The organism is Pseudomonas sp. GL_093, from assembly GCF_057837605.1.
Genome location: NZ_JBYQNN010000002.1, coordinates 61,842 through 78,089 on the forward strand (window position 1 = coordinate 61,842; position 16,248 = coordinate 78,089).

Sequence of the window (16,248 nt, forward strand, 5' to 3'; positions counted from 1 at the left end):
GCCTGGACATCTTAGTTTGCAAATCTGCCAATCACCGAGCAGCACGGCTTATAACTATCGTATAATATGAAAATTCGTAGTGGATAATCAGCGCATTGATGGCACATCAATGGCACTTAAATTCATTTAAAAATTCCGACTAAAGTCGGAATTAGCAGCAGAGTCACAATTGCATCGCTCAGTAGATTGAAGTTTGGCGTCGACCTACCGCCAGCGATTGAGCAGCCCCACAAGGACGAAGGAGCGAGCAGTAGTCAGTACTCTGTACTTTCAGGAATGCTACCCGGCTACCTGTTGTAGAGGTTGTAGTGAAACGAGACGATAGTGACAATAAGGTCATCAGGGCAGCAGCGCTCTGGAATCGTATAGTCGAGCGCGAGTCAAAAGATCCTGTTGAACGGCTGAGAAATCTCCCCCTTTCGTCGAACTCCGCTCTTCACGCCCGGTTGCTCGAAGGCATACCGCCTCTCCGTCACCGGCCGCCCGCCAGAAATGGAACCCCTTGGTACGAGGTCATTGAGACCGAAAATGTTTTCACCGTGTCGGTGAGGCACGTTTGGGGCATCGGGTCTGAATTCGTCGGGAATGAACATGACAATCCCGAGAATGAGATTCTCATTGATGGGGATAGCTGGACGGTGGAAAGCACCATCGTTCTTGACCAAGAGTATCTGGTCTCATGGCCGAACTACCCGCTCCGATGGAAGCTTTGGCGCGATTGGTTGAAGCAAATGTCGCTAGAAGAACGTTTGAATGAACACCGGGATATGTACGGTGAGTGGTATTTGCGCGCACTAGGTCGCGACGCGGCCGAGGCTAAGCTGTTGGCGGAATGCGGTGATCTTGAGCGAGACCTCCGCGCAAATCGCGACCAACGAATCGACAACGATGGAATAATTTGGCGAAGCGAGTGGCGTCTGAAGTTGGTGATGATGCCTGGCTGGCCATGGACTGGAAAAGTTACTGAGTTCGGAAGGTACGTCGACCTGGTCCCGGTAATATCAGACGCAGATGGAGACTTGGCTCTGTACTCCCCCGCTACAGGCGAAAGCTGGGTTCGTATCGACTATTGCTACTACGAAGGGACGGGGCGATTTGTTGCTGTGAACGGTTTGTCGCTCGCTGGACTGGAGCTCGCATCCAAGAACTTCGATTCGTTCGTACAGACGGTCATGGACATGCACACGTCCACGTTCAAAATCATGGATCGAGAGCGAGATGGGATCGTGCTGCGCAAGTACATGGTTCCAGCGGCTGCACTACCCTGGCGGCGGTAGGGTGTCCGTCGTAAACCGAGATCACTTACCTACTGATCACGGTTTACCTGATACGTTGGGCGCGGCCTGTTACGGCGGACTGTCATGCAACCTGGTTCACATTTGGCGAAATGGTCTTCGCCATGACACAGCAGGGGCCATCGTCGGCGCAGTGGATAGAAAGGACGAACCATTCCCCATCATCAGGGGGCTTGGGCTCCCAGCCCTCAGCATCATATAAATCGGCTTTGAGTCGTGCCTCAGATTCTTCTGCTGACAACTGGTCTTCCATGCAGACAATGGCGTGCTCAAGGCTGCGATCTGAAAACCATTTGCGAATTTCTTCGTGCGAAGTACCTTGCTCCCAGCTCGGAAAAGCTGGATGGAGAAAGTAGCCATTGGGGTCGCGTTGTACCTCGACAGGCTGGATCTGTGCTGAGCTCATAGATTGTTCCTTTGTCGGTTTTTTGTCTGACTGGCGTGTTCCCGGAGAGCCCGCCGCAGTGAGTTTCGATGGCTTGATTGCGGCCGGTGAGGGTGTGTCCTGAGTGGTCTTTCTACGTATCTCGGTGAGCATCTGATTTGCACTATCAGCACCAAAACTAGCACTGGGCTTTGGGCGTTGCAGATCTCGAATTTGTTCGGCTTGAATGTTGACGATTTCAGCAAGCCGAGCCTGCTCTCGCAGTGCGGTGTTGATTGAGTTCTTGACCTTGTCCGGATCGTCGATTCTTGCCAAGACACGTACAAGTAGCCACGTTTCTCGTTCAGTGTTTCGGGTGTGCCGCCAAGGCTCTGCAACTGCATCAAACGTCCCGCAGTTGTTGGAGAGAGCCACTGGGCCGAGCTTCGGTATGATCTTGCCCCTTGCATTGATCCACAGTAATCCCCAGCGTACGGGGACTTCCGCTGGCTGAATAAGGCCTTCCGGACACATGTAATAACGATAAAGCCCCATGCCTTCGCCATCAGCCCTATGCGGCTTCTTGGCATCCGCTAAAAAATCGGCGCGTGAAATTTTGACTTCTACGAGAACAGTCTCGGTCGACCGTGTCGCTGCTCGATAGCCGATAGCATCAGGCATTTCGCCTACCCAGCCGGATCTGCATTCCGACAGGGCTACGTTGCAACCGTGCCCGCCTTGGCTGTTAGGGCGCGTAAGCCATTTTCTGGCAATCTCACAGAGTGATGAATGATCCATCGCGGGCTTTGCCATGGTCGCTTCCAGTTGGTCTGCGAGGGCCTGCGCCCTCGCAGAGAAGGTTTAGATCCCTTGCGGGGTCTCAATACCGCCGAACGACTCCCAGAGCTCCGGAAGCATCTCCATCAGCGTCAGCATCATTAGGTTGAAGCTCGCATCGAACTGGCCAGCGGCATCATCGCCCCCGTCGGCCTGTGCCTGATCCTGAAGAAGATCTTCGAACTTGATGCGGTTGATGATCAGCTTGTCGTCAAGGACAAAAGAGAGCTTGTCCTGCCAGGCTACGGCCAACTGGGTGACGACCTTGCCGTTGTCCAGGTGAACCATGGTCTCGTCGTTGGTGAGGTCTTGGCGCTTACAGCGGACAATGCCGCCGTCTTCATTGGTATCCCGCAGCTCGCACTGATCGAGAATGAAGAAGTGGTCGGCCGCCTTCCGCGTTTTCACCCAGTCGGTCATGATTGCAGTCGGGGAGGCTTTCACTGTGAGCGGGCGCACCGGCAGTGACCCGAGGACTTCGCGTAATGTGGAAAGAAGATCTTCGGCGCGGGCAGGGCTGGACGAGTTGACCAGGATCAATCCCTTTTTAGGGATGATGGCTGCGAAAATTGAGGCACGACGAATGAAGGCGCGCGGTAGGAAGGCTTGAATGATCTCATCCTTGATCTGGTCGCGTTCTTTTTTGTAAACCTTGCGGGATTGTTCGAGCTCGATCTCTTCGACTTTCTCGGTTACGGCATCACGTACCACGCTGCCCGGCAGAATACGTTCTTCTTTACGGGCAGAAATAAGGATGAAGTCACCGCTGATGTGAACAAGTGGCGCGTCATCGCCTTTGCCATAGGGAGCCACGAAGCCGTAGGTGGTGAGTTCTTGGTTTTCGCATGCTCGCGCTTTTTTTGTGGCAAGTGCCGTTTCGAGTGCTTCGACGTTGAAAGCAGCTTCTCCATTGAGCGTGTACACGAGCAGCTTTTTGAACCACATATCCAATTTCCTTGCGATGTTATCCGGCCGTAGCCGGATTGGTTTTTGAGAGGGGGGAATCAGTTCGTCTGGTCGTACTGGCATTGAGCTTGGTCGGATGCAGTGTTCAGTGACGCCTGTAGCTCGTCGCCTTTAGCAAGGCATTCCTTCAAGGCCCGATGAGACATCTTTGCGGTGTCGATTGGCTTGCTGAAACCTTTACCGAAAATCCAACCAAGCTCGGCAATGGCTTTGGCTGCGACTTCATCCCATCGCTCCGTCAGGGCAAGCCAATGAGGGCTGACCGTGGCCATGTTTTTAAGCCTTGTGCGCAACTCAGGCACTGCGTCAAGCAGCAATAGGCAGCGTTGGAAGTCATCCAGCCCCAATGGGTGATCAGGCTCGCATTCAATGCCGACGGATGTGTAGGCGATGCAAAGGCTTGAGAGGCCGACGTCTTCAGTTGACGTCCAGGCCAACACTTTCCTTTCTAGTGTTTCGTAAGAGGCTGACATGTCCACAGTGGGCAGTTTGGCCACCGTGGTCTGTGCGGGATTTGAAGTAGGCTGTGAGGGTGTTGATTGCGCCTCCAAACCGGCCAGCTGGACTTCCCAGCCGTGATACCAGGCGAAAGCACAATACATTGCAGGATCGCGCGGATCGCCCTTCGCTAAATGGTGCGTCAACTGAAGGTTCAACTGCTCTTGCCAGTCCTTGTTCTTCCAGTCGTCCGTGAAGCCGTCAGTCTCTTGTGCTGCCTTTGCTCTCTTCAGAAGGGCGCTGCTGAAATCTGTAAAAAGTGTTTCGAGTTCCTCGCTTGAGGAAAGCGAGACCGGCTCTGGTTCAAAGCGCTTCAGTCGTTCGATCTCATTGATGAGATCCCCCAATGCTGCACCAGCGGCCACGAATGCTGAGACCTTCTCCTCGTCACCCAATATTGAGATGTCGGCGGTATCCATTGTGTGGGCTGCGTGTGTCCGTAGGTCATCCAGTGAGTAGGTACCGCCGAACTTAGTCGTCATCAGGGCTCCCTTGATATCAGGTCAAGCAATGGTCAATCATAAACAACGATATTAGTACATGATACCGAAGAACTCAACGAGGCTTCCCTGATGATCCTTTGGTTTGAATACCTAGGCGCGCTTGCAGGGATAGCGGGTGCGCTGCTGGCCGCCCGCAATACCAGGTACTCCAAATACGGTTGGATTGGATTCAGCATGAGGAATGTGTTTTTGACCGTGTTCCCGGTGCAGATAGAGGCGTGGAGGGCTGCTTTTTCAGCTTCTGATTAACCCACGCCCTTGGGTGTACCCGTGGTGGATAGGCCCAGTGCGGGCCCGGTCGAGGGTCTAAAAATCTGTAGGTTAGTTAGTTAATTAGTTATTAATTGAAAAATTATCGAACGATGCTAATCTGTCTTCCTAACGTACACACCCGACAGGAAAGACAAATGCGCCCATCCACCGTCACCGACCAAGAGATCATTGATGCGGGTAACCTGATCCGGAAGGATGGCGGGCGCGTTACTGGCTCGGCCATCCGGAAGCAATTGGGTCACAAGGGCAATGTCGAACGCTTTAAGCGCGTGTGGGAGGCCTATGTCGAGGGTCAAGGGCCTGCTGGCGAAGTTGAGGTGCCTGCGCTGCCAGTGGAGGTAGAGACCCTCACTGAGCAGCTTATTGAGCAGGTTGGTGGGGAAGTTCTGAAGCTCGCACATGCGATCAACCAGACTTCCAATCGGGTTCACGAGAAGCGTGTGAAGGAAATCACCGAGCAGGCGATGGCTGCAAACGAGCAGGCGGCCGCAGAGCTCAAGGATGCTTCTAACGCCATCGAAGAGCTTGAGTCGGATTTGGAATCAAGCCAGGCGGAGATCGAGCGGCATGAGGCACATGCTGTTGAGCAGTCCTCCAAAATTGCTGTCTTGGAATCAAACCTTGCCGAGGCGCGCCAAAGGGCTAATGAGGCTGATCGGCTCGAAAACGAAGTAGGAGATCTGAAACAAGAGCTTGCAACACTTCGCGCTCAAATCTCCGTCCATATCAAGGCTCAGGGTGAGGCTGACGCTCGTCACGTGGCAGCGCTTGAGCAGCTTCGCGAAGATCACAAAGACGCGGTAAGGGAGTTGAAGGCCAGCCATCAAGCTGAGCTGGAAACACATGCTCGCGCTCAGGTTGACGCGGAGAACAGGCACACAGCGGCACTTGATCGCTTGCGAGCTGATCACAAGGAAGAATTGAAGGAGCTGAAAGAAAATCACCAGGCAGAGCTGGAGAAGCAGGTTAGAGCCTTTGAGCAATTGAAGCTGTCTACAGATGCTGTGACTGATCTGAGCAATTCCCAAAAAACACAGCTGGCGGTGCTTCAGGAAAAGGTGCGGCTGCACGAGTTACAAATTGTTGAGGAGAAGAAAATCCGCGATCAGCAACGTGCGGATCACGCCAAGGAAATCAGTCGCCTCACAAGTCTCCTACCTAAAGCTGCCCCTAAGTCAAAGACCTGATGGTCAATGCCCAGCCCCGGAAATGAGCTGCGGGCAGTCGCAGCTCAGATAGCTGCAATCACCCGACCGACAAAAGTGAGATGCTGGAGCGGTAAATCGGGATGCAGATCCCCAAGAAGAGGGGCCAGTGCTTGGCAGCCATTTGGAAGCTCGACAATTTTTCCAACATAAAACGTCGACGCCTTCACGCTGAAATACAGCAGCGCCCCCGGCCTTTCGGATTCGGTTAGAGATGCCATCGTGTTATCCCTCGACACCAGAAACAATCTCGCGACGGGATGCGAAGGGATGCTCGGCTTAAACCAGAATCCACCTGCCCGAATCAGCTTTCCTACAGGCACCTCCTGAAACTGGCACCCGACAGGTTTCTGGCCTCTGGCAATAAAGTCTTTCGCCTCGTCGCTAGAAAGCACGGGGGCGGCAGAATATTGCGCATGCGTGTTTGACGTCATGATCAGCATCGATATTTCACCGTTCAAGCATCCGCTCTGCGTCTTCCAGGCGGAGGGTCAGGTGCGGAAAGATTTCCTTGTGGGAAGACTTCAGCGTGAGCCACTCATAAGGCAGGCCTGAAATGTTGTACTTCAACGCCAGCTCGTTATACATCTCAACGAAACAGCCATGGACAGTCGCAAGGATCTCACCTCGATCTTTGATAGTCGCCTGTTTGCAGGGCTGCACATCCTTGTGTCGATAGGCGAACATGCGAATGCCGCCATACGTGGAGACTCGGTTGCCGGTAACGCTGCGATCCTCGGGGGTGTTTACCTGGTATTGCAGGAAACCGCTCAAGTAGATTGCGATAGCAAGCGCGTCACAGCGCAGCTCTATCGAGTTGGCTGTGTACTGCCGACTTTTGCGCAGCGCATCCGTTTCGCAGTAGGTACCAAAATGCGGAGTGCCACCATTGAGGTACAAGATCTGGCCATCGTACGGGCCGCGCGCTGGCATACCTTGAGGAATTGAATTTCCCTTGGCTGCTTCGACCGGACGCGTGAGCAAATCCATAAACGACGAGGCGGCGCGTTTTGCTAAGGCGCTTTGAGTTGTCTGACTCGTCTTCAGTGCATAAACGTTATTCATTCAAATCCCTCAAATATGATTCCTTGAATTCTTTATCTGCTTTCAGCTGCACCTGCTACCAGGTGAATCTGCCGGGCTTAATCCAGCATTACAAGCAACGACTGTTCGAGCGTGAAGCCTCAACCTCTCGCATTGAGAAAGCACTAGTAACTAGCGTTGCGCTCCGTTCAATTTTGTCCGCCGCGCTGTTGATGGCGTGGACTGCTTCTGGAGTTACCAGAAGCCTTTTTATGGATGCAAATTGCGCGATGGCGTCGGATGCGTCGACCCCGTCAATGCGCGCAAGCACGACTTCATCAGCGCACCTGGTTACCAAATCTTCATTCCATCGGTGGTCATCTTTGATAGGTGCCATGTCAGATCTCCGAAACTTCGATTTGATTATATATAATCATAGTAACTTTGCAAGAAATTACACGCAGAATCTGCGTATTATGGCGTGAGAACTATATTACGCATTGCACCTGGTTTTAAATTTACTTCGGTATAACATTATCAACCAATGTAATTTGCGCCAGCAACCCGGATGTGAGGAACAGATCACCATGTCAGAGAACCGATCCCAGGCCATGTCGGGCTACTTCGTAAGCAAGATTGGCAGCAACAGAGGTAGACCGCGCATCTGGCTTGAGGGGCTTCCATTGACAACGGCCTCCATCACTCCAGGCAGTCGTTACGATGTCCACATGAAGGGGGGCACAATTGTTATTCAGGCGAATCCGGATGGGTCACGCGTAGTAACTACGAAGAAGCGAGGTGATCGCGAGCTGCCCGTCATCGATCTGAACAGCACCGAGATGTTGGCGCTTTTCGACGGTATGTCTGCCGTACGGTTGGTTCAGCGCGAAGGGCAGGTGTTTATCCTGCCGCTGGCGACAGAGGTGCGTAAGAAAGAGCGGCTAAATCGGCTTCGCAGAAAGCTTGAAACCGGTGAGCCTCTAAACATCGCAAGCCTTTCACACGGTGGTGGGATCTTGACCCACGCTCTCCACAAGGGAATGGAAGCTGGTGGCGTCAAAACTCGACTGGCCATCGCGAACGAGATTCGGACAAAGCTGTTGCAACACGCCTCTCATGCCAATGATGCGTGGGATAAAAACACAATCCCTCTCGGGGCTCCTCTTCAGTACATTGCATTTGACCAGAAAGCTGTAGAACAGCTTCCGTTGTGTGAGGGCGGAGAATCGGGGCTGCCGTGTTCAGGCGCCTCGGTAGCAGGTCAGGCAAAAAAACAGACCAGTGTCCCTGAAGAGCATCCTGATGTTGGCCATCTTATTGTGAGCGCCCTGGTGATTCTCGCGCGGGTAAACCCAGCATTCTGGACATTCGAGAATGTTATCCCCTACGCAAACTCGGCCTCCGCCGCAATTCTTCGAACTCAGCTCAAAGACCTTGGCTACAAGACTTACGAAACAGTTATTGATGGCGAAGACTTCAACGCTGTTGATACCCGCAAGCGCTGGGTCATGGTTGCGGTGACTGAAGGAATGTCCTTTGACTGGTCGATGTTGCAGCAACCAATCAAAAACCCAATACCGCTGTCTGAGTACCTGGAAGCAATCCCCCCTGACGATCCCGCCTGGAGTGAGATGCAAGGTCTCAAAGACAAAATGAAACGGGATCTGGAGAATGGTAGCAATTTTGCGATGCGGGTATTCGGCGCTGACGCGACCAAAATTGGCACCATTACCAAGGGTTATCAAAAGGTACGGTCAACTGACCCGAAACTCATGCACCCGACTGATCCCAATTTGCTGCGGCAGTTCACGGCTGTTGAACATGCAAGATTCAAACAGGTACCTGAAAATCTGATCGCCGGATTGTCATCTACGATTGCCCACGAGGTGCTTGGTCAAGGCATCGTTTATGACCCCTTTGAAAAGGTAGGTACTCTCATTGCCGAGTCGCTATTGAGCTTCGTCGGCCGGTTGCCAGAGAGGCCGTCGAATGTTGGCGAGCTGATCAATGCGATGAAGTCAGAAGTAGCCGATACGGCAGACATGGTTGTAAGCGAGATTCGCAAGCCGCTGGCAGGGGTTACCTACGAAGGGAGGATCACAATGAATGACCTTGGCATGGCCATCCAAGATATCGGCAATGGCGTAGGTATCCTCCACAAAGCCCTGACACTGGGTGACATTCAGCTAGGTGAGTCGATCAAGATTCGCTACCCCACGGCGAAGTCAGCACCTCAGGTAATGAAGTTAGAGCAGAATGCGCCAGCCATCACCCCTGCGCTTGTTGCTGCAATTACAGAACACAAAGAACAGGTTCAACAGGCCGAGTTAGAAATGGAACAGTTCTCCCTTGCGCTGGCTCCCGATCCAGAGCCGTCACAGCCTCAGCGTGGAATGCGAATGGGGTGATTACGTTGCCCGGTAACTACGGTATAGTTGTCGAATACCGTAGTTACAGGTTTTGCGATGAGCCTCAGAATTGACCCTGAAGAAGCGGTAAAGCGTGGTTGGATTACCCGCGCTATCGCCGAAGATATAAAAGCGAAGAGTCGCAAAGGAGCACCTAAGGGCGGCACTCGTTCGGCCTCCGCAAACAAGGTCGACCCTCAGACCATTTTGTATGACGCTTTGTGCGTGCGTCTTCCTGGTCTCCCTGAATGGGAAAAGGAGGGGCTAATACCTGGGCGCAAGTTCCGCGCAGACATCTTCATCCAACCGAACACGATCATCGAATTTGACGGCTTTCGATATCACTCATCCAAATCCGCCTATCAGAAAGACCGAGACCGTGGAAACCTCTTTGAGGCTAGCGGATTCCGGGTATTTCACTCCTACGCGAAGATGGTTTTCGACGACGCTCTACTCGCTGACTTTGTCGAGTTGGTCGCCAGTACCGTTGAAGCGCCTCCATCAAATCATCCAGCTGTCGTTGACGCGGCCGGGGGATAATCCATGCATGTCGCATTTGCCCGCTGTCTCAAAGCACGTCTGGACTGGCTGCATTATCGTGTTTTGTGCACGTTGCCTGGCTGCGCTGAAGAGGCCAACCGCTGGAAAGAAGACGCCCTATTTGAGGTCTTCGAGGTAGCGGAAAGTGAAGCTTGGAGTAGCCATCCACGATACGGTGCACGTGTACCGCCACTCTTTTCTGATGTCGAGGAATTAGCGGCGGACTATCGGAAGTACTTCGAATTGACAGTCATCGAGCGCGACCTGCATACCGAGCTGGAAGCAAGGTTGCGTGCAGAGTTCGAGTTAAAGCAAGAACAGGAAATTATCAAGGCCGCAGAGGCGGAGCGAGTCGACCGGATGATTCAGTCTGGCAGATGGGATGAACTCGGCTTGCCCAGCCCGCAGGAGTTGTTAGCGGATCTCCTGGCAGGGAATGGCCAGGATGTTGAAAATAACTTTGTCGATTTTGATGCCGATGACGGACTGACCTATTTGGACAACCCCTACGGTGTGACTGTTGGTCTGTGCGGTATTCCGGACCTAGGTGTCTGCGCGGGGTTCCTAACCAATATCGCCCACGGACATGTGTACGGCCCGGTACCACCAGGTTGCGAATAAGGGGCGACATGCCAACAGATGTTGGCTTCCGAAAGAGATGCAGTTTTTAGCAAAAAGCTGCGACTAAAATGCCCGCAGATGGCAGGCAGTAGTGCAGCGTTTTCCGTGATCAATGGATAGCGTAGTCACGCTCAAAAGAGTTCTCTGTCAGCGGCTCAGGGCGCAAAGTCTGTAGCATCGTAAGTCCATCTGGCACACGACGGAGCGCATCGGCGATCTGCCCCAAGGTGGCGTTCGATACAAACTCCACCTGTATGTCAGGTAGACCGTCAGAATCAGGATGTACCGTATGATTAAGTATCAGATCATCCGATTTGACCAAAGCCATGAACCGGTTGAAATCAACTAGGCACTCGGCTCTCATTGAAAAGATCATAGACAAATCCTTCTGGTACTGGCGGGTGCGAAGACCGCGTCTTTGATGCCAACGACGAAGGCCGCATCCATCTGCTGAAGCCCCGAAAGGACGGGACGGTGTTGTGCTGCGAATATTACCCCAGCGATTCACAGTAACTATCAAAATCTCAGGCCATCGTTAGAGTGCCTCGTCAGAGCCCTTGTTATACGAAAGCCCACAACAGATCGAATGCATCACCTCTTGCTCCAGAGGTGATTTCACTCGATAGGGCAGTTTCAACAATTGCTGAAAATCGGGTTTTCAGTGAAAACGCTCACTTAAAAGCTCGGAAGGGAAGGTGTGACGCTGAGCCCTTAACGTCAACCCTGTGTCAGCGTTTTCAGGTGTGGATTCAACCAAAAGCCTGGTCGACCTCTAAACAGTTCAGCGCCCCCCCGGATGTATTCGAGCATTCTCTCGCCGCACAACCATGATCGGCCGTTCAATTCCGCAGCCAAGCCAGTCATGATCCGCCCCCCGTAGCTATCTACCACAAGGTCATTTTCCTCTGTCAGGAACCGGATCAGGAATTCCGGTACCGAGAATGGTTGGCCAGCGCCATGGGCAGGCAGACCTAGATCAGCAACTGCCTTCCGATACTGGAGTCCATAGGCGCACCGATGGCCACGTACCAGGACGTTGCGCGGTATTTTGCCGGGAGTGATACGCCCGTAATTGCCAGGACGAATCTTGAATGCACCATCGCCATAATTAGCAGTTCTTTTCTCTCCGCCGCTTTCCATGAGCTTGATGTGCTTGTCTGTGTGGGGCTCAAGAACCCGACGGTTATCAGCCTTCACCATCAGCGGATTTTTCGCGAACCACAAAATGGGTTCATAGCTAAAATTGAGTTGCTGCCGAGTTCGACTTGCCCAAAGTACCGGACCAGGTGGTCGGGCTGGATTCTGCCACACGATGCGATCCATCAAAGAGAGCCCGAATCGGTCACAGATTGTGAGCACCAGGCGCTCCAGATATGTTGAGCGTGCTGGCGACTTCGCGAGGAAAACGTCCTGAGTTACATTCAGGACAAGTGAGCCATCCTCGGCAAGATTGTCGATCACTGGCTCAAGGGTGGTGCAGATAAAATCGACGATCTCACGCTCGTCTGGATTGCCATATGCACGGGGCTCACGTAGGCAGTAGGGCGGGGACGTAAAGCACAGCGTAATTGGCACAGTGAGACGCTTGAAGATGTCCTCGCTTCCCCCCCAAACCGCCATTCCGAGATCTGTCCGAAAAGCCAAAAGCTTCACGCCGGGCTTGGCTGGGTGCAGATCACGTTTCGCCTCTTCCGTGAGCCTCCAGACGCCGCGCTCACCTTTCACACGCTCGATTATTTGAGCCTGCTTCAAAGTTTGCTGTATCCAGCGAATCCCCCTTTTCAGAGGGCTGTGGAGGCTTGCTGAAGCGCCGATAGGAACTCTTCGACCCAGACTATCTTTGGAGATACTGAAACGCTCTGACACGAGCGAGTAGAGCGTTTTGTTGTCGAGTGCAACGTCCGGATGCGCCTTGTACAAAGCCGCGATCTGACCTGCGCTGAAGAGCTCAAGCTGCATATTGGTTCCCGTCAGCAGTGACGTTGGTAATTTGGCGACCTATTACAGGCCGGAGACTGCCTTCATCTCGGACTCGCCCCCATCCCAATTGATGGACTTGATCGCCTGATGGATTTTTTGAGGCCCCCAGTTGCGGTAATGGCCATAGGCGGAGTACGACGCATACTTTTTGCCGAACCGATCCTCTGCCTTGACCAGCGAAGAAATCTCGCTGGCTACCCACCAGCGGTCATATTTGAACATTTCATTGTCGATCCAGAACTTGCACGACTCGATGGTGAAGAGAAGGTTGTAGGCGGCTAGAGCTGCTCGGGCGAGAGGGTCGTCGCTGTTCTCGCTGAGCGTCTGCATTACAGGCGCATACTTTTCCTTCACCTGGCCACGTAGTCGGCGCGCCCACGGAATCATCCTAGGGGTGCCTTTGAGCTCAGGAAGCTCGATAGCAAAAGACTTGGTTTCCGAAGTAGACAACCAACCGATCAGCTTTTCCGTGCAATCAGGGCAAAGCGTCTTACGGGCATCGGATTGCTGCATCATCGCGTCCTTGCTGTTGCGGGCGCGATCAAATGTGTATGCAGCCTGATGTCCACAAAGGCGAGGCACTACTGATGAACTGGTATGTGGCTGCATGAAATCGGCTCCTGAATAAACTACGGTATAAGTCCATTATAAACGAGTTTGGAGAGCTGTCCAGTTCCGTGTTTTGTACAATCCACAAAACACGGGTAAGCGAGTTTCGCAGGCGCAAAAAAATCCTTCAGAGACGATCTCAAAATGCTTTGGGTGATCTGTGGGAGCTTGCCAAACAGCAGGCCGGGTGAGGGGGATTAGCAACTATGCGTAACGGCTGTCGGCTTCTGAAATAAATGCAAATTTCGGAAATTGCTGCGACAAAAAAGCCCGCATGAGCGGGCTTGTGGTGTACATCGGCGGGATTATCCTAGCCCTGGCAGTCATCAACTGGCATTGGAATTGGTTCAGGTTCAATTTCTTGCCAAGAATCATCCTCACAATAGCCACCTTCCCCCATCGAATCCCAGCGACCCCAACGAGCATTGTATTTTGCAATTGTCCACTTACCGTCTTCTTTAACGCGATAGAAGCCACTGGGTCGCGGGCTAATCGGCTCGGTGGGTCTCGGCCCAACCAGGATCTTTTCACCAATATTGAAGAAGGCAACTTCCTCCCCGGCTTCTACCCGAGCATCGGCCTCTTTCAACGCGCATGCAGCAGCAGAATGCTCGCCGAAAATCCTGGCTCTGGCTTCCAGAGTGGAGCGTGGAATTTCCGTGGCTCCGGGTGGCAGTGTGTTCATGGTCTTTTTCCCTTAACTCGTGGTTTTCACGTCGGTGCTGTTAGCAGAGGCCTTTCGCTCACAGCGAAGGACGATCATCAAGCCAACCAACATCAAAATCAGGCCCATCCACCAGCTACCGAAAAAGAAAGTCAGATAGCCCAACTCTAAGGTTACGAATGCGCAGATCCCCAACTGTCTAAAGCCTTGGGATGCACAGACTTTGCCGGCTATGGCCGCAGTGAGAAACAAAACTATATGGCTCAGAATTGTGAGCATCGAAATTTCCTACTTACGGCTGTGTGTTGTGAATACCTGAACGAAACGATGAAAGGCGATCACCGGATGACGGCGCGGTTCTGTTTTCACAGCGATACTCAATCCAGATTCCCATGGGATTTTCCCGTAACTCAGTGCTCTGTTTTCAATGCCCGCAAGATTGCGTCTTGCAGGATCTTCGGGCACGCCCTGAAACGTTCGATCAGCAGTGTTTCCTCTGCTGGAAATTCACCTGACAAAACGAAGTGAACGTTGCCACCGGCTTTCAGAAACGCTTGTAAAACTTCACTACCTGGGAGCCCGTTGCCTTGCTCATAGCGACACCAAATCTCCCGAGATATGCCGCAACGCTTAGCCATGTCAGCCTGAGTGAGGGCCAGGCGCTTACGTTCAGATTTCAGCCTCGCGGCAATAGTTGGCATCGCCCGACTACCTCCTGATGAGTTTCCTACTCGTTCGCTTCTCGTTCCAACTGATCAACTTTACTGGCTGTGGCCTTTGAAGCGATCTGTGCCAAGCGCTCACGCGCGTCCTCTGTGAGGACTCCAGCGTCGAAGAGGCCCAATGCGTAGCCTTCGGCACGGCCACCAGCATCAAGCGCAGCACCTTGGCCATCAGAAACTTCGATCAGGCCAAGAAGCGAAGTCCAACGTGCTTCCTGCTGATGATTCAACTCAGTTGTAGCCATCGTCTCGCCCTCTATTATGCGGGCGCGTAAACCACGCCCTGGTACTGCCGAAGCCCGCACGAGGGCGGGCAGGGATTACAGAAAGTCAGCGATCTTACCGGCGCAGATCAACGTGTCGTAACAGAGAGTGTCCTTCCTCGACGATTCGAGCGGGCGGCTCAAGTTCGTCGGCGGCGTTGGTGGTGTCTGTGGCAAATGTCATGACTAAGTCGCTTCTGTGCAGCGCTTCAGCAACGTGTATTGCCGCTTCGGTACCGAAGTCAATCGGAGAGCCCAAGTAGAACCATCCCGTATGGTCATCTGGAGTTGGCGGCGATATCACGGAGAAGAAAATGTCACGCTTAGGCGTTATGCAGTCTTTGTGGGGGCCCGGCTGGACAACTATCGGCTGCATGCCTCCGCCGCCATTGGGATTCCTCAGAACATCATTTACGAGCTGCTCGATCTCACCGGGGGAATCCGTTTGTATGTAGAAGCGCTGGTAAATTTTCATGATGGTTTCCGAGCACAAACGATTGGGAGAGTCAGTAAACGGGCGTTACGATTTGCCATGAATTACCCATGGTCGGGCGGCGCTTTGGGTGGCCAGGCGGTGCTGCAACCTGACCTACCGCATCGTTGCCAGATAGGGATCGATTCCGCAGGCAATGGGTCACACATCATTGCCTGAAGGCCGCAAGCAGGTTTTCCATCGGCCTTCAAAACGTGGGCCTTTTTGGGCGTGCGGACATCGGGATTGTTTAACCAGCTTGCATCCCGAAATGCGGCTTCGACGGAATTTGCCGTCATGGTTTTCTCCAGTCCAATCGCCTAGGGTATTCGAGCGAGTCTTTCATCGGCATCAAATACGTATCTGAAGCTCCCAGCTGCCCTGAGTCAGCGTGAACGGTTTGTCCAGCACCTCTGGCACCAGGGCGAGAATTACCGGCCGAATCTGATTCACAACGGCCTTACCACGGCCAATCTCTGAAGAGAAAAAACCAGCGACCACATTTCTTGGATTCGCGCCCTTCACATCAATGACTGTAGTGCTCTCTGGATCTCTGAATGTGAGTTGGTAGCTTTGCACCATCTGAAATTCGCCTACTCCCGAACGCTTTTGGTTGCCATGAACTCAGTCATCCTTGGGCTGTTTTGTCAGATCGGGTAAACCCATGACAGCGTCGTCCAAGAACGCATCTCGGTCAGGCCTTGAACCGACTCTGCTCATCCACACGGGGCCGCGCCCCCACCTCTCCGCCAAGGTCAAACCATTCCAGCCGCGATTGCGGTACTCGGCTTTGAATTCCTCAGGCGACAGTCGTTGATCTGTCACCTTGCGTGGTGTTGGAAGCATGTCAGCCAACGCCAGAATTAGGGCGCTGGCGCTTGGATTTGGCCCATGCTTGATTTTCAAAGCCAGCATGGCTAGCTCTTCTTTCGGGTGCACAGCCATCTCATCCAAGATGCCGATATTCACCTCCCGAACGATCTCATCATGCAGGGTCTTACTCAT

Annotated in this window: 19 protein-coding genes; 5 read left to right on the forward strand and 14 right to left on the reverse strand. The window is 53.1% G+C overall.

What is annotated here, in order from left to right; genetic code table 11:
* Positions 1-308 precede the first annotated feature (308 nt).
* Positions 309-1,277 carry a hypothetical protein gene (locus AC3IUE_RS32965; protein WP_489269532.1) on the forward strand — a complete coding sequence of 323 codons (969 nt, stop codon included), beginning with the start codon at positions 309-311 and terminating at the stop codon, positions 1,275-1,277.
* An 82-nt stretch (positions 1,278-1,359) separates the two neighbouring features.
* Here AC3IUE_RS32965 and AC3IUE_RS32970 read toward each other — a convergent pair whose 3' ends face one another.
* From AC3IUE_RS32970 to AC3IUE_RS32980, 3 genes are all read right to left on the reverse strand, one after another.
* On the reverse strand, positions 1,360-2,340 hold the full coding sequence (locus tag AC3IUE_RS32970; protein ID WP_489269534.1) for a hypothetical protein: 981 nt from the start codon (positions 2,338-2,340) through the stop codon (positions 1,360-1,362).
* A 180-nt stretch (positions 2,341-2,520) separates the two neighbouring features.
* A complete protein-coding gene (rdgC, locus tag AC3IUE_RS32975) occupies positions 2,521-3,441 on the reverse strand; it encodes a recombination-associated protein RdgC (RefSeq protein ID WP_489269536.1) in 921 nt (306 codons plus the stop codon).
* A 59-nt stretch (positions 3,442-3,500) separates the two neighbouring features.
* Complete coding sequence (locus tag AC3IUE_RS32980; protein ID WP_489269538.1) at positions 3,501-4,442, reverse strand: hypothetical protein; 942 nt, start codon at positions 4,440-4,442, stop codon at positions 3,501-3,503.
* 428 nt (positions 4,443-4,870) lie between these two features.
* Between AC3IUE_RS32980 and AC3IUE_RS32985 the strand changes: the two genes are divergently transcribed.
* Entirely contained in the window at positions 4,871-5,923 is a 1,053-nt protein-coding gene (locus AC3IUE_RS32985; RefSeq protein WP_489269540.1) for a hypothetical protein, read from the forward strand.
* A gap of 44 nt (positions 5,924-5,967) precedes the next feature.
* Here the strand turns inward: AC3IUE_RS32985 and AC3IUE_RS32990 are convergent, their stop codons facing one another.
* Both AC3IUE_RS32990 and AC3IUE_RS32995 read right to left on the reverse strand, forming a co-directional pair.
* Positions 5,968-6,384: a hypothetical protein gene (locus AC3IUE_RS32990; RefSeq protein WP_489269542.1), complete on the reverse strand. Its 417-nt coding sequence runs from the start codon at positions 6,382-6,384 to the stop codon at positions 5,968-5,970.
* 7 nt (positions 6,385-6,391) lie between these two features.
* On the reverse strand, positions 6,392-7,006 hold the full coding sequence (locus AC3IUE_RS32995) for a hypothetical protein (protein ID WP_489269543.1): 615 nt from the start codon (positions 7,004-7,006) through the stop codon (positions 6,392-6,394).
* Positions 7,007-7,551: 545 nt separating this feature from the next.
* On the opposite strand from AC3IUE_RS32995, the gene AC3IUE_RS33000 reads away from it, so the two are divergent.
* Genes AC3IUE_RS33000 through AC3IUE_RS33010 form a run of 3 tightly spaced genes read left to right on the forward strand, consistent with a single transcriptional unit; the run spans position 7,552 to position 10,533 of the window.
* Complete coding sequence (locus tag AC3IUE_RS33000; protein ID WP_489269545.1) at positions 7,552-9,372, forward strand: DNA cytosine methyltransferase; 1,821 nt, start codon at positions 7,552-7,554, stop codon at positions 9,370-9,372.
* A gap of 57 nt (positions 9,373-9,429) precedes the next feature.
* A complete protein-coding gene (locus tag AC3IUE_RS33005; protein ID WP_489269547.1) occupies positions 9,430-9,912 on the forward strand; it encodes a hypothetical protein in 483 nt (160 codons plus the stop codon).
* A gap of 3 nt (positions 9,913-9,915) precedes the next feature.
* On the forward strand, positions 9,916-10,533 hold the full coding sequence (locus tag AC3IUE_RS33010; protein ID WP_489269549.1) for a hypothetical protein: 618 nt from the start codon (positions 9,916-9,918) through the stop codon (positions 10,531-10,533).
* 109 nt (positions 10,534-10,642) lie between these two features.
* Here AC3IUE_RS33010 and AC3IUE_RS33015 read toward each other — a convergent pair whose 3' ends face one another.
* From AC3IUE_RS33015 to AC3IUE_RS33055, 9 genes are all read right to left on the reverse strand, one after another.
* Positions 10,643-10,909: a hypothetical protein gene (locus tag AC3IUE_RS33015; protein ID WP_489269551.1), complete on the reverse strand. Its 267-nt coding sequence runs from the start codon at positions 10,907-10,909 to the stop codon at positions 10,643-10,645.
* A 341-nt stretch (positions 10,910-11,250) separates the two neighbouring features.
* The gene (locus AC3IUE_RS33020) at positions 11,251-12,492 is read right to left on the reverse strand and encodes a DNA methyltransferase (RefSeq protein ID WP_489269553.1); all 1,242 of its coding nucleotides are present in this window, start codon (positions 12,490-12,492) and stop codon (positions 11,251-11,253) included.
* Between the two features lie 42 nt (positions 12,493-12,534).
* Positions 12,535-13,122 (reverse strand): hypothetical protein, encoded by a 588-nt coding sequence (locus AC3IUE_RS33025; RefSeq protein WP_489269555.1) that lies wholly within the window; start codon positions 13,120-13,122, stop codon positions 12,535-12,537.
* A 310-nt stretch (positions 13,123-13,432) separates the two neighbouring features.
* Entirely contained in the window at positions 13,433-13,807 is a 375-nt protein-coding gene (locus AC3IUE_RS33030) for a hypothetical protein (RefSeq protein ID WP_489269557.1), read from the reverse strand.
* Between the two features lie 389 nt (positions 13,808-14,196).
* Positions 14,197-14,487 (reverse strand): helix-turn-helix domain-containing protein, encoded by a 291-nt coding sequence (locus AC3IUE_RS33035; protein ID WP_489269559.1) that lies wholly within the window; start codon positions 14,485-14,487, stop codon positions 14,197-14,199.
* A 26-nt stretch (positions 14,488-14,513) separates the two neighbouring features.
* Positions 14,514-14,753, reverse strand: coding sequence for a hypothetical protein (locus tag AC3IUE_RS33040; RefSeq protein WP_489269561.1), 240 nt, complete (start codon positions 14,751-14,753; stop codon positions 14,514-14,516).
* A 94-nt stretch (positions 14,754-14,847) separates the two neighbouring features.
* On the reverse strand, positions 14,848-15,246 hold the full coding sequence (locus AC3IUE_RS33045; protein WP_489269563.1) for a hypothetical protein: 399 nt from the start codon (positions 15,244-15,246) through the stop codon (positions 14,848-14,850).
* A 348-nt stretch (positions 15,247-15,594) separates the two neighbouring features.
* Entirely contained in the window at positions 15,595-15,825 is a 231-nt protein-coding gene (locus AC3IUE_RS33050; protein WP_489269565.1) for a hypothetical protein, read from the reverse strand.
* Between the two features lie 42 nt (positions 15,826-15,867).
* Positions 15,868-16,248: a hypothetical protein gene (locus AC3IUE_RS33055; protein ID WP_489269566.1), complete on the reverse strand. Its 381-nt coding sequence runs from the start codon at positions 16,246-16,248 to the stop codon at positions 15,868-15,870.

Coding starts and splice junctions, on each gene's coding strand:
- AC3IUE_RS33050 (WP_489269565.1), bottom strand. CDS start 15,825: ATGGTGCAAAGCTACCAACTCACATTCAGAGATCCAGAGAGCACTACA.
- AC3IUE_RS33015 (WP_489269551.1), bottom strand. CDS start 10,909: ATGATCTTTTCAATGAGAGCCGAGTGCCTAGTTGATTTCAACCGGTTC.
- AC3IUE_RS33030 (WP_489269557.1), bottom strand. CDS start 13,807: ATGAACACACTGCCACCCGGAGCCACGGAAATTCCACGCTCCACTCTG.
- AC3IUE_RS32995 (WP_489269543.1), bottom strand. CDS start 7,006: ATGAATAACGTTTATGCACTGAAGACGAGTCAGACAACTCAAAGCGCC.
- AC3IUE_RS33005 (WP_489269547.1), top strand. CDS start 9,430: ATGAGCCTCAGAATTGACCCTGAAGAAGCGGTAAAGCGTGGTTGGATT.
- AC3IUE_RS33035 (WP_489269559.1), bottom strand. CDS start 14,487: ATGCCAACTATTGCCGCGAGGCTGAAATCTGAACGTAAGCGCCTGGCC.
- AC3IUE_RS32970 (WP_489269534.1), bottom strand. CDS start 2,340: ATGCCTGATGCTATCGGCTATCGAGCAGCGACACGGTCGACCGAGACT.
- AC3IUE_RS33010 (WP_489269549.1), top strand. CDS start 9,916: ATGCATGTCGCATTTGCCCGCTGTCTCAAAGCACGTCTGGACTGGCTG.
- AC3IUE_RS33000 (WP_489269545.1), top strand. CDS start 7,552: ATGTCAGAGAACCGATCCCAGGCCATGTCGGGCTACTTCGTAAGCAAG.
- AC3IUE_RS33055 (WP_489269566.1), bottom strand. CDS start 16,248: ATGAGTAAGACCCTGCATGATGAGATCGTTCGGGAGGTGAATATCGGC.
- AC3IUE_RS33045 (WP_489269563.1), bottom strand. CDS start 15,246: ATGAAAATTTACCAGCGCTTCTACATACAAACGGATTCCCCCGGTGAG.
- AC3IUE_RS33040 (WP_489269561.1), bottom strand. CDS start 14,753: ATGGCTACAACTGAGTTGAATCATCAGCAGGAAGCACGTTGGACTTCG.
- AC3IUE_RS32980 (WP_489269538.1), bottom strand. CDS start 4,442: ATGACGACTAAGTTCGGCGGTACCTACTCACTGGATGACCTACGGACA.
- AC3IUE_RS32990 (WP_489269542.1), bottom strand. CDS start 6,384: ATGCTGATCATGACGTCAAACACGCATGCGCAATATTCTGCCGCCCCC.
- rdgC (WP_489269536.1), bottom strand. CDS start 3,441: ATGTGGTTCAAAAAGCTGCTCGTGTACACGCTCAATGGAGAAGCTGCT.
- AC3IUE_RS33020 (WP_489269553.1), bottom strand. CDS start 12,492: ATGCAGCTTGAGCTCTTCAGCGCAGGTCAGATCGCGGCTTTGTACAAG.
- AC3IUE_RS33025 (WP_489269555.1), bottom strand. CDS start 13,122: ATGCAGCCACATACCAGTTCATCAGTAGTGCCTCGCCTTTGTGGACAT.
- AC3IUE_RS32985 (WP_489269540.1), top strand. CDS start 4,871: ATGCGCCCATCCACCGTCACCGACCAAGAGATCATTGATGCGGGTAAC.